The organism is Bradyrhizobium sp. Mp27 (assembly GCF_029953005.1).
Taxonomy (GTDB): Bacteria; Pseudomonadota; Alphaproteobacteria; order Rhizobiales; family Xanthobacteraceae; genus Bradyrhizobium; species Bradyrhizobium barranii.
In genome coordinates this window covers 1-11,186 of the sequence record NZ_JASAUS010000193.1, presented here as the reverse complement: position 1 = coordinate 11,186, position 11,186 = coordinate 1, and the positions used below count along the sequence as shown (strand labels likewise).

General features: G+C 60.1%; 11 protein-coding genes and 3 pseudogenes. 6 read left to right on the top strand and 8 right to left on the bottom strand.

The features are described 5' to 3' along the window. From QJT78_RS44360 to QJT78_RS44350, 3 genes are all read right to left on the bottom strand, one after another. Nucleotides 1-408: adenylate/guanylate cyclase domain-containing protein (locus tag QJT78_RS44360; protein WP_281460631.1), on the bottom strand; the 408-nt coding region annotated here is incomplete at its 3' end. Next, entirely contained in the window at nt 345-1,031 is a 687-nt protein-coding gene (locus tag QJT78_RS44355; RefSeq protein WP_038945286.1) for an adenylate/guanylate cyclase domain-containing protein, read from the bottom strand. The genes QJT78_RS44360 and QJT78_RS44355, both read right to left, overlap by 64 nt. 161 nt (nt 1,032-1,192) lie before the next feature. Continuing rightward, entirely contained in the window at nt 1,193-1,384 is a 192-nt protein-coding gene (locus QJT78_RS44350) for a hypothetical protein (protein ID WP_028154315.1), read from the bottom strand. Between the two features lie 649 nt (nt 1,385-2,033). On the opposite strand from QJT78_RS44350, the gene QJT78_RS44345 reads away from it, so the two are divergent. Beyond that, complete coding sequence (locus QJT78_RS44345) at nt 2,034-2,288, top strand: PepSY domain-containing protein (protein WP_028154313.1); 255 nt, start codon at nt 2,034-2,036, stop codon at nt 2,286-2,288. A gap of 79 nt (nt 2,289-2,367) precedes the next feature. Here QJT78_RS44345 and QJT78_RS44340 read toward each other — a convergent pair. Next, nucleotides 2,368-2,746, bottom strand: a pseudogene (locus tag QJT78_RS44340) (NUDIX hydrolase). A gap of 208 nt (nt 2,747-2,954) precedes the next feature. Here QJT78_RS44340 and QJT78_RS44335 point away from each other — a divergent pair. From QJT78_RS44335 to QJT78_RS44320, 4 genes and pseudogenes are all read left to right on the top strand, one after another. Next, on the top strand, nt 2,955-3,395 hold the full coding sequence (locus tag QJT78_RS44335; RefSeq protein ID WP_028154032.1) for a hypothetical protein: 441 nt from the start codon (nt 2,955-2,957) through the stop codon (nt 3,393-3,395). A 1,549-nt stretch (nt 3,396-4,944) separates the two neighbouring features. Beyond that, on the top strand, nt 4,945-5,106 hold the full coding sequence (locus QJT78_RS44330) for a DUF2934 domain-containing protein (RefSeq protein ID WP_080584172.1): 162 nt from the start codon (nt 4,945-4,947) through the stop codon (nt 5,104-5,106). 14 nt (nt 5,107-5,120) lie between these two features. Continuing rightward, a pseudogene (locus QJT78_RS44325) lies at nt 5,121-5,510 on the top strand (transglutaminase family protein); the annotation flags it as partial. 141 nt (nt 5,511-5,651) lie between these two features. Next, nucleotides 5,652-6,827, top strand: coding sequence for a zinc-dependent alcohol dehydrogenase (locus QJT78_RS44320; RefSeq protein ID WP_038945289.1), 1,176 nt, complete (start codon nt 5,652-5,654; stop codon nt 6,825-6,827). A gap of 117 nt (nt 6,828-6,944) precedes the next feature. On the opposite strand, the gene QJT78_RS44315 is transcribed toward QJT78_RS44320, so the two are convergent. The 3 genes and pseudogenes from QJT78_RS44315 to QJT78_RS44305 form a co-directional block, all read right to left on the bottom strand. Continuing rightward, a complete protein-coding gene (locus tag QJT78_RS44315) occupies nt 6,945-7,148 on the bottom strand; it encodes a hypothetical protein (RefSeq protein WP_028154035.1) in 204 nt (67 codons plus the stop codon). An 896-nt stretch (nt 7,149-8,044) separates the two neighbouring features. Further along, nucleotides 8,045-8,936, bottom strand: a pseudogene (gene ligD / locus QJT78_RS44310) (non-homologous end-joining DNA ligase). A 2-nt stretch (nt 8,937-8,938) separates the two neighbouring features. Further along, nucleotides 8,939-9,121, bottom strand: a complete 183-nt coding sequence (locus tag QJT78_RS44305) for a hypothetical protein (RefSeq protein ID WP_193375995.1) — start codon at nt 9,119-9,121, stop codon at nt 8,939-8,941. Between the two features lie 584 nt (nt 9,122-9,705). Here QJT78_RS44305 and QJT78_RS44300 point away from each other — a divergent pair. Continuing rightward, entirely contained in the window at nt 9,706-10,089 is a 384-nt protein-coding gene (locus tag QJT78_RS44300) for a DUF1236 domain-containing protein (RefSeq protein ID WP_028154037.1), read from the top strand. Nucleotides 10,090-10,736: 647 nt separating this feature from the next. On the opposite strand, the gene QJT78_RS44295 is transcribed toward QJT78_RS44300, so the two are convergent. Then, the gene (locus QJT78_RS44295; protein ID WP_080586823.1) at nt 10,737-10,913 is read right to left on the bottom strand and encodes a DUF2934 domain-containing protein; all 177 of its coding nucleotides are present in this window, start codon (nt 10,911-10,913) and stop codon (nt 10,737-10,739) included. Nucleotides 10,914-11,186: the final 273 nt, after the last annotated feature.

Genomic DNA, 11,186 nt, shown 5'->3' with positions numbered 1-11,186 from the left:
GCAGTAGTGGCTCAGGGGCGTATGCGGCTCATTCTCAAGTCGCCCGCGCAGCGCTCGCAGGAGGCGCGACTTGCCGATGCCAGGCTCGCCCGTCAGCAGAACCACCTGGCCTTCACCCTCCTTGGCTCGCTCCCAGTGATCGAGCAGCAGGCCGATCTCATGGTCGCGACCGACAAGCGGCGTCAGTCCTGCGCCGTGCAACGCCTCGAACCGGCTCTCGGCGCTGCCTTCTCCGACCACGCGCCACGGCCGCACCGGAACAGGAAATCCCTTCAAGATCTGCATGCCGAGCTCGGCGAGCTCGAACAGCCCGCCAATGAGCTCCCGGGTCCGGGCGGAGATCACTATGGTGCCCGGCTCTGCCAGGGTTTGCAGCCGCGCCGCGAGGTTCGGCGTGTCGCCGACCACCGTCTCCTCGCGCGCCGCGCCTTCCCGATCAACTCACCGACAACTACCGGGCCGGTCGCGATCCCGATCCGGGCCGCCAGCGTCTCGCCATGCGCCGATCCCAGGCAGTGAACGGCCGCGACCGCGGCGACGCCGGCCCGGACCGCGCGTTCGGCCTCATCCTCGTGGGCGCGCGGATAGCCGAAATACGCCAGCACACCATCGCCCATGTACTTCGCCACGTGCCCTTCGAACCGCGTGATCGCGCCCGCCACTGCGCTGTGGTAGGTCCGAAGGACATGCGCCATTTCCTCCGGATCGAGCCGCGCCGCGAGCGCGGTCGAGTCGACCAGGTCGACGAACATCACGGTGAGCTGGCGGCGCTCGGCTTCGGGTGCAAGTGAGGCCTTCCCGGAGAGAGCAGCGGGTGCGGCGGTAGCGGGGCCGGTCGCCGAAATTAAGCCGGGGCGCAGGGCGGCAATGGCGGCGAGCAGCTTGCGGCGATGGCCGATCGAGGCGACGCCGAGCCCGATCAGATCCTCGGCCGTGAGGTCGCTAAGGACCTCGGCGTCGATGTCGTTTTCCCGGAACGCCTGTTCGTACCGTCCCAGCCCCAGATCACGCAGCCACGCCGCGACATCCATGGGCGCCTCCCGGCTCTCGTCTTCAGAGCGCTAGGTGCTCAGCTTACTTCAAAATGGCATGCGGCAGGCGCGGTGAAACGTCACGAGTCGACTGCGGATGAATTGTGTCGTGGCCCTACAGATCGGATGGATAATCCCTGCAGGAGTGCCAGCCTTACTTTTTAGCTCACAATCTCCTTGACCTTGATGCCGCGCAAGGCCTCGATGCAGTCAGCCACCAAATGCAAGAGCTCCTGCCGCTTTACGCTTTTCACCTGACGCCCTTCCATATTGACGAGAATGAATCTCGCCATTTCGTATGCGACTTCAAACTGCGATTTGCCGGCAATCTCGACGTCGATTTTTTCAGCCATTTTAGCTTCCCGCTAGTTTTAATGGAAAGCAGCAGCCTATGGGAAAGCGCATGGCCAAGTCGAGTCGGTCCTCCTTCGCATAGTTTGGCTGCTCTTGGTCGAGCTGCGCCCGACCTGCGAGGTGGTTCACGCTAGAACCTAGGCCGATTTCGATCCCGCTATGCTGCAGGATCACTACCGCAGCGCGCTCAAATCTATCGTCGCCGACATTGACTCCAACAACCTCCAGTCCAGATGAACCTATGGCAAAAAAACTGCATCAAGGTCGCGGTGTCCATGACTCGGCGCAGCTTTCGGCTCTGGCGATCAAAGAGCTGGGCGTCCGGCAGACCGCTGCAAGAGGTCTCGTCTACTTCGAATGTCGCCTGTTGGCCCACCACGACATTTGCCGCAGTACAGCGACATGTCTGGAGTTGGGGATAGAGCAGAAGCGGCCGGCATACGGCCAAAGCGGCTGCGATTGACCCGGTGGACTTCGCCTTAGGCCGCATCGGATGCCTGCGCGGGCTCGCATCTCGCGCCGTCTGCGCTTGGAACCGAAACATTTTCCAGTGATTGTGTTTGCGAGAAATTGCGAAAGTGTGGCAGGGGAACAACCATGTCAGCGCTCTCGTCAACGCCGCTAACGCTCTAACGAGAGGGGGTCAGAATGAAGCTTGCCACAATTCTTGTTATCGGTTCCCTCGCCGTGGCCTCAGCAGCAAGCGCCGATCAACCCGGACCTGACTGGATGCCGATGGAGCAAGTGAGGGCTAAGGTTATCGAGTTCGGCTATTCCCAGGTCACTAAGCTTGAAGCCGACGACGGCCAGTGGGAGGGCAAAGGCATCAAGAATGGACAGAAGATGGAATTTCATGCCGATCCCAAGACCGGCGTCATCGTGCGCGAAAAGCCAGACCACTAACCCTCGAGATCATCCAACGCGTTTTGGAGATCATCCAAGGCGTTTTGCAAATTGTACTTGTCGACTGCGTGGAAAAAGTTCACTTCGGAAACAACTTGTCCCGAATGTAACGCGAAGTCGGCGTCAGCCTGATTCCTCGTGGCTTGCACCAGACTGCCCTGTCGATCTCCTTCTTGTCGCCGATCTTCAACGGGCCGGACGCGTTCTTTGCTACGAAGATCGCATCACTCATCTTGCGACCGGACCGACGATTCTTTGACTTCACTTCTTTCCAGAGCTTCATCGGCCCCAGCTTGAGCTTCGGCAGTTCTTCCCTGATCTCTCGGCGGAGACACGTCCTTTCACTCTCACCTGCACGCTTGCGACCGCCCGGAAACATCCAGAGCCTATCGCGTCGTCGTCTTACCAGGGCACGCGTCCCTTCTTCGCGACAACAAGTTTTTTGAAGACTTCGCCATTTCTCTTCGAATCGATTTGGCAGATCCGGACCAGTCTAGACAGGCCGGTTCGACCTGCAATGGATGAGCGCCAGCCCGCCCTCCATAGTATCACAGAGCAGCCCCACAGGTCGTGACCACGTGTTCAGGTGCCGCTATCCTTGCGCAACATGCTCGAAATCTTCGACATCCTCCAAGAGCCAAAGTTCTAATGCCACTTGAGAAGTAGTTGGCTGCCGAGAAGTACGACGAGGCCGACCGCAGCGTGAAGCCGAAGGCCGAGGCATCAGAGCAAAAGGAGGAGCAGGAAGTGTCGAGGCGCCGCTCCAATACCGTCGACGCAACCGAGGCCGCTGAGCACGACCGCAAGATCCGAAAGGCAGCCATTGAAATCAGTGTGCCGCGCGGCGTGCCGCTGATGGTCGTATCTACGGCGGTGGAAAGGCGAGGCGACGACACTTGGCTGGAGATACAGACCGACCGTGGCGGCGTTGCCGTCCTCTTGGAGCGGCACAGCGCCACACTTCAAGAGGCGGGCCAAGCGCATTTCGGTCGGCTCACCACTGCTTGCGGGGTACGTGCGCTCGATGACTCGTCCGAGCTGCACGGCAAGCTGTTCATGATCGTTGGCGATACGATTGCCGGCTTGGTTGAGATGGACGCGGCATGACCGGGTAGGGGCCGGTTCACACTCTGGCACCATCGCCCTTAACGACCGGCCGCACAGTCGCACGTTAAATCCCGCAGGTTTTCAGATTATTTTCCCCTGTGTGCAGCCGGCAATCGGCCACACCAAGGGCCAGAACGTCACGTCACGAGACAATCCATGCATCGCACCCCCAATCGAGTCCCGCCTAGCTCGCGCCGGAAGGCGCTCTGATTTGCGCCTGCTGCAAGATTACGCCAGACCACCTAAGCCAGAACTGGCAAACGACAACCTGCCTAGGGGCTATCGCGCCGACCTGCAGCAACAGCTCACGGCCTAGCAATGAAACCATGGTCTAGCCTCATTTGAGACTGGAATCACCGATCAGTATCTCCCGCGCGCTGTAGCGGGGGAGACTGCGAGTCGTGGCAAACGAGCGGCGACGTAATGTCTATGCTGCGCAGATATTGATCGACGGCTGTCCTGTGCGGTGCAAGGTCCGCCACCTCACGGATTCCTCTGCGATCGTTCAAATCGATAGCGCGCCTCTCGTGCCCGAGGCTTTCGGCCTGCGCGTTCCAAGTGCTGGCTTGGATATTGATTGCTCGGTTGTATGGCGTGATGAGCGCCGTCTCGCTGTTAAGTTTCTGAACTGACTGCCAATGTCTTTGTAGAGGCGCGTCCCTCGACCTTATCTGGGAACGTATACAAGTGTAGGGATGCTGATCCCGACGTGGCGGCGCGCCGCAGGATTGAGGGGGCATGTGCCGTCGACAAATCTCGCTTAGCATCTGAGGCGCATGGACCGGGGAGGGGCGGGTCAGATCCTTCCGACCTTCGCCACTAACTACCGGCGGCCCCCGAAAATTCGCGCATCTGCATTTCAGAATATGGGGGTAGCAAAAGTCGCCCGCCAAACGCCGCCGTGTGACTTATTGACAATCCCTATAGTCTCGCCTCAACCCTTAGTTTCGAGGCTGGTGCGAGCTTCCGTAAAAGCGTCGAGCTTTTCCGTCACCATAAGAAACACCTCATTAGCCGTTCGTCCAAAAGTGTCAGGGTTCCTAAAGAGCGATGTTTTTGAGCGCCGTCGGTTAAAGAGTGGGTCTCTTCTGCGGGTCGTCCCGGCGCTGGGCTGCTTCGGTGTTTCGGTCGAGCTGGGCCCGCTCGCTTCGGCGCAGCCTTCCTGACTTCATGACGCCATACAGGATAGCCGCACCTAGGATGAAAGTACCCAAAAACATCATCCAGAGAGCTGTCACGGAGGTATCGCCAAGAAGCATTCCGACGCCGCTGTTTCCCATTTTCGCTCTCGCTGTTGTTTCTACTAGTCAAACCCGGGTCGAAGCGCACGTTCCTATCCTCAGAACGCGCGTTTGGTTCTCGAACTTGTCACGGCCGGGAAAAGAGCTTCGTGATCGTTGTCAGCTTCGATCAAGGCAGGCTGGCGGATACGGTCGAGACTGCAAGCGGATGGGCGAGCTCGAGCCCGGTCGGCGCTCCTGCGCGACCGTGTCCGCCCTGGAACTCCGGCCTTTTCACTGCATTTCACCCGCAGCAAAGGAGCTCACCGATGGCTGGACCTTCCGAAGAAGAAATCAGGACGCGTGCATTCAAACTGTGGGAAGAGGCAGGCAAGCCGGATGGCGAGATGGAGCGTTTCTGGTACGCAGCTGAGCAGGAATTGTTGCAAGACAGCGGCGAAGGTCCGCCGCCGGATGTCTTGCCTGGCTGAAGGCCGGCAGTGAAGAGCGCGTCGGGGTATGCCGAGATTTCGCTCATTTGGCCGTTGCACTGTGCCGGTGCTTGAACATCCCGGCGCGTTATTGCACGGGCTATCGGGGTGACATTGGGGTACCGCTTGATTCGGCGCCTATGGACTTTAGCGCCTGGTTTGAAGCGTACATTGGCGGGAAGTGGTGCACGTTCGACGGTAGGCACAACCATCCCCGCATCGGCCGCATCGTCATCGCTCGCGCAAGAGATGCTGCTGACGTCGCTATCTCAACTGCGTTTGGCCCAACGAAGCTGGTACGCTTCAATGTGTTGACAGAAGAGGTGGTCGCAAGCGAACCTTTTCCGCTTCAGCCGAGCGTAGATCCGCCGCACAACAGATTGGGCCGGCGGCAGTTCGCTTGATCATTTGACGCCGGGGCCGCGAGCGCGCCAACTCTTCTTTTGCAGCTCGTCGAAGGGTTAGGAACATCCCTCCCTTCCCCCTGTTGCGTCTGCACGACATGACTAGATGCGCATGCCGTCCCCAAAAATGGAGATTTGACCATGCGTGCACTCTGTTGGCACGGCAAAGGTGACGTCCGGGTGGACACAGTTCCGGACCCCAAGATCGAGCATCCGCGTGACGCGATCATCAAGATTACCGCCTGCGCCATCTGCGGCTCGGACCTGCATCTCTATGACGGTTACCAGCCGACCATGGAGAGCGGTGACATCCTCGGGCATGAAAACATGGGCGAGGTGATCGAATTGGGATCGGAAGTGACGACCCTGAAGATCGGCGACCGCGTCGTGGTTCCCTTCACGATCAGCTGCGGCGATTGCTGGTTCTGCCAGCAAGGACTGTTCTCCTGCTGCGACCGCACCAATCCGAACGCGGAGATTGCGGCCAAGGCGATGGGCCAATCGCCCGCTGGACTTTTTGGCTTCAGCCACATGCTCGGTGGCTATTCGGGCGGACAGGCGGAGTATCTGCGCGTGCCCATGGCGGATATCGGTCCGATCAAGATACCCGACAGCATTACGGATGAGCAGGCGCTGTTCCTGTCCGACATCTTCCCGACCGGTTACATGGCTGCCCTCAATGCGCAGATCGCACCGGGCGACACGGTCGCGATCTGGGGATGCGGTCCTGTCGGCCAGTTCGCGATCCGCTCCGCGCTCATGCTCGGAGCTGGGCGCGTCATTGCCATCGACGAAGTGCCGGAGCGTCTGGCAATGGCCGAAGCCGGGGGTGCCGAAATCATCGATTTCTCGAAAGCCGACGTTCATGAGGAATTGATGCGGCGAACCAACAAGCGCGGTCCCGACAGCTGCATCGATGCCGTCGGCTGCGAAGCATCGGGCCACGGCTCGGCGGACGCGGTGCTCGACAAGGTCAAGGCTGCAACATTCCTGGCAACTGACCGTGTCCACGTTCTGCGCCAGGCCATCATGGCTTGTCGCAAGGCGGGCACCGTCTCAATTCCGGGCGTCTATGTCGGAATGGGTGACAAGATTCCACTCGGGGCCGCCATGAACAAGGGACTGACCATCAAGACCGGGCAGACCCATGTCCAGGCATACACCAAGCCACTGCTCGCCAAGATCGTTGCGGGCGAGATTGATCCGAGCTTTGTGGTGACACACCCGGCCAGCCTCGAAGACGCTCCGAAGATGTACCAGAAATTCCGTGACAAAGAGGCCGGCGTCATCAAGGTAGTGATGAGACCAGGACGTTAGTCTGGAAGCTTTGCTTCCCGCCTTGGGAGACATTGATCCGGCCTCAGCATATCCCCCCGGTGCCGCTGAGGCCGTTTTCTCGTGTGCACCTGAGAACCGAAGGCGGCCCAGGTTTAGCTAAGCCATATCGTATTCGTCCTGGAGCTTGTGTACCTCGTCGCCGAATGCCGCCTCGGCGGATTCATCCAACGGCTTTTGCCGAATACCGCCGAGCTCCCAGCTTGGAATGTAGCCCTTCACACGGATCAGCTTGAGGCCGGCAACGCCGGGGCGCTTCTCGAGTTCTTCGGCGAGTTCGTGTTGGTAGAGAATCGGTTTCATGTGTGTCTCCCCTTTGCATCGCGATTGGCGGTTAACAGCCGCGACATATACTCTTGATCTTCTTGTCCAGCGCGATGTCGGCCGGATCGCGTGGCCGTTCGGCAGGAGGATTTACGGCGCCGGGTTGGATCACTGTCGAGACGCTCTGACGATTGGGGAGCCGCGTGCTCTTTGCGTGCGCCGATTGGGCGACAAGAGCGAAAGCCACGACGATGGATGCAATCGACCTCAGCAATTTTTGCAAATCTTTTTCACTGTTCGGTCGACGTTAGTGTTCTCTTGGTCGATCTTGGCGTCGGTGTCCCGTTGATCAGTAGTTGTTGGCCGGCCGATTCCGCCCGCGGGTGCGGCCCCCTGTGTATTGGCGGCGGGTGTGCCCGACGAACTGCTGTTCCTGCGGCATTAGTGCCGGGGCTCGTTACGACGCCGGTCCGCTCACCATTTCCCTGGTTGGGCCCGGATTGAGGCGAGGCAGTGCCATTGGCGATGCCGGTTATCGAATTGGTCGTGCCCGTTGTTGAATTGGTATTTGCATTGGGGGCGGCAGCCGGCGGGTTTGCCGTTGCGCCCGAGTTCGCCGTACCCGCTGCTCCCGCGCCGGACCGAGATGTTGCGCCCGAACCTCCCGTACCCGCGGAGGACGCCGCACCGCCAGCGCTTCCACCCGCTCCCCCACCGCCTCCACCTCCACCACCACCGCCTCCGCCCCCACCTTGGGCGAACGCTGCGCAGGGGATGACGATAGCCAAGACAAGTGCAGTGCCTGAGGGTTTCATGGCGTGACTCCTTTAGCGATCAAGCCACGCTCCTGCGCTTCGTTCCTAATCCATTGGAGAAGCCCCACATCGTTGCCAATGTGGGAGGGGATGAAAAGAATGGGTGGCCGAATTCCCCGGCTACAGGTCCTCACGCAGCCCCTTAAAGAACGGGTGCGGCACTTTTTCCCTCGGCGGACGTAGCGCGATACTCGATTTCGGCCAGCAGCTTCGGTTCAACCCAGATGCCCTTGCGGGCGATTCCTTTTGGCGTAGGGCTGGGTTTTGCGAACGAGCGGTTGCAGCTTTTTCCGCAACTCTGCGAAGCCGTGGTCGACCTTTCCGGCATAAATCACGTCGTCACCTTTGCGCCGCGCGAGATACATCCCGTCCCGTTTGCCCTCGTCGAGTGCGAAGCCGGCGATCGTCAGCGTCTCGCGCGGGGCGCAGGTCTTCTTGACCCAGCTGTTGCCTCGGCCGCTGACATAGACGCTGTCGCGCACCTTCGATACCACGCCCTCCAGCCCAACCTTGCAGGCGTGCGCGAACATCTCCTTGCCGTCAACCTCGAAGCTTTCGCTGAACTGTAAGTCGCTACTAACAATGATCTTCTTGAGATGGGTTGTTCGCTCGATGAGTGGCAGCTTCCGTAGATCGTAGCCATTCAGATAGAGCAGGTCGAATGCAACCAGGACGATGTTGGTAGAATTGCCCTTGAGCTCGTTTTGAAGGACGGAAAAATCCGTCGTCCCATCGACGGCTGGTGCGACGACTTCGCCATCGAGGCCTTTATGTGCCACGCGTCGTCGGCGACATTTTTAAAGCGATGGGTCCAGTCGTGACCGCGACGGGTGAAAACCTTGACTGCCTCGTTGGCGAGATGGACCTGCACCCGGTAGCCATCGAACTTGATCTCGTGAATCCACCGGTCCCCGGACGGAGTTCGTTCGATCGTAGTTGCCAGCTCAGGTTCGACAAAGCCGGGAAACTTGGCCTTGATGCCGATCGCCTCCGGCTTCCCTTGAAACGCCATGACTAGACGAGCCGCAGGCTGAACTGCCGCGTGTCCTGGGCGGCGTGGCGATCGACGAACTCTTGCAGGTGAGAGGGGACATCCGTGAGCTGTAAATGGCAGCGGCGCTGGAGCTCGCGGGCGACGTCTTCCGAGACGTCCTCGGACCAACGCTCCGAGGTATGGACGGCAACAACCCTGATCACCCGCTGGAGGGACCTTATTCCTTCTGCAGTCGCGCGCTAGCGCTCTGTCCTCATATACGGACTGAACTCAGTCGTCGGCTGCAAATCCAGAGCGGCATTCAAGAGGAGTGACGCTTCACCTCGCGGATGCCATGACCGCGATTTCGAATTTCCGAATAAGCACGCTCGATACGATTGAAACGGCGAGCAGGAGAAAAAGGTCACGGACCATGATGTCGTTCCGCTGCTTTCAATGGGGGAATAACCCAACGTTCCTAGAGGAGCCATTCGCTGGTCGGGCGAATTGATTTGGCCGGCGGCGTGCTGCCGCTGTCGGCCGGGGAGGGCGCGCACGCTCGCCCTGTCGCTGCCGAGCACGGGCGGTGGCGCAGCAATTGTTCTCGTCCTGCGCCGCGCATGGCGGTAAGGCCTGGGATTATTCCGCGATGGTGCGCGCACTGGAACTGATGGCGGGCGCAAGATCGCTGCGGCCTGAACTGTTTACGTGGTAACATTCTCCAGACGTGCCTTTCATCATGGGGAACCGGAACAATGCTCCGGCCCCGCGGTTGATGGCGCATCAACAAACACTGGAGAGTGTGGACATGAAAACCCGTCTTGCGATTTCGTTGGCTGCTGTGTCGCTGCTGGCGTCGAGTGCAGCCTTTGCTCAGTCGACGACCGAACAGGGCGCCAGGGACGGCGCGCGTGCGGGTGGCGACATCGGTGGCCCGGTTGGCGCGATGGTCGGCGGTACGGTCGGTGCGGCCGTTGGCGCCGGCCTCGAAATTCCGAATGCCGTGCTCGGCGGAATCCCGCGCGACGACTCCGTCGTGATCCACGAGCGCGTCGTCGTCGGCGAGCCCTTGCCCCCGACCGTGGTCTTGCGCCCGGTGCCGAACTACACCGAGTATCGCTACGCGGTCGTGAATGATCGCCGCGTCATCGTCGAACCGCGCACGCGTCGCGTAGTCAAGATCATCGACTAGTCGGGTCAAGACGTGTAGACTTTTTAAGAGCCGGGGGCCCCGCGGAGCGTCACTCCGCGGGGCCTTAGTTTGTCAGAGCCGAATTGCCGCGAAACCGCCGCGCCTGGTTGGGAGATCAGGCGTTGCCCACCGGGGTGGGGCGATGTGCTTTTAAACGCACCACGAGGCCGCGCTGCGAATCCTGCAGCGGGCCTATTTTATTCGACCGGCGCGACATACGCGGAGGCGCCCGGTTCTTGACCTTGATCCAGTCGCAGGTCCGCGGCCGACAGCTCCTTTCGCGGTGCTTGGAAACGATTCCTCGAGTTCATGCTTCAGGCCGCATCGAACAGATCCGGACCGATCGGGCCGGGCTCGAATGGCGCCACGAAGATGCCATGGGCCGCCAGCGTAGCGGCTTGCCGAGCTTGGCCTTGCGCTCGTTTTCGGAGGACCGGCATATGGCCAATTCTGTTCGCCCATGAACCTCAAAAAGCGCTCATTAAGCAGCTCCCTGAGGAAGACTAAGGACCGCCTCAGTACGCCGGCCGTCGCCGGCGCATGGCCAACGAGATCATTGGGCGTACCACCGATGCTACATCGTTTGGGGCTACGTGCTGATCATCGCCTAGGGGCTAGGGGCCGCTGTTCTTACAATGACTGTGAGGTCAGCCAGCCGCCATGTTGGGTAGGTAGGACGGCACGTCTCCCTGCTCTTTGCGCTCGGCGATAAGCTCCTTCTCAGCCTCGTACCAGATGGTGTCCATCTGCCCTGTCGGTTGGCCCGCTTTCTCCCAAAGAAGGTAAGCTCGATTCCTGATGTCTTGCTCCGTCATTCCCACCATGTGAGATCTCCCTTTTCGGGAAAACGCAGGGCTTGTTGCTGAAGTTCCTAAAGGGAGTTGAAGCCCGCGATCATTTCGCAGACATCCGCGTGGCTGAAAGCCTCGGCGTCGGCGACAGCCATCGCCCAGCTTTCGTCTGCAAAGATCGAAGAAACAGACCGTATCCCCGCGGGTCACTTCAAATTCCTCCGGGTGTGGTCAGTCAAATTCCTCCACCCGCGAGGCAGGACAAGGGACTGTTAGTTTGAGTTTGTTTCCCGGGCAAGAGCTTCA

Coding starts and splice junctions, on each gene's coding strand:
- QJT78_RS44355 (WP_038945286.1), bottom strand. CDS start 1,031: ATGGATGTCGCGGCGTGGCTGCGTGATCTGGGGCTGGGACGGTACGAA.
- QJT78_RS44350 (WP_028154315.1), bottom strand. CDS start 1,384: ATGGCTGAAAAAATCGACGTCGAGATTGCCGGCAAATCGCAGTTTGAA.
- QJT78_RS44345 (WP_028154313.1), top strand. CDS start 2,034: ATGAAGCTTGCCACAATTCTTGTTATCGGTTCCCTCGCCGTGGCCTCA.
- QJT78_RS44330 (WP_080584172.1), top strand. CDS start 4,945: ATGGCTGGACCTTCCGAAGAAGAAATCAGGACGCGTGCATTCAAACTG.
- QJT78_RS44320 (WP_038945289.1), top strand. CDS start 5,652: ATGCGTGCACTCTGTTGGCACGGCAAAGGTGACGTCCGGGTGGACACA.
- QJT78_RS44315 (WP_028154035.1), bottom strand. CDS start 7,148: ATGAAACCGATTCTCTACCAACACGAACTCGCCGAAGAACTCGAGAAG.
- QJT78_RS44300 (WP_028154037.1), top strand. CDS start 9,706: ATGAAAACCCGTCTTGCGATTTCGTTGGCTGCTGTGTCGCTGCTGGCG.
- QJT78_RS44295 (WP_080586823.1), bottom strand. CDS start 10,913: ATGGTGGGAATGACGGAGCAAGACATCAGGAATCGAGCTTACCTTCTT.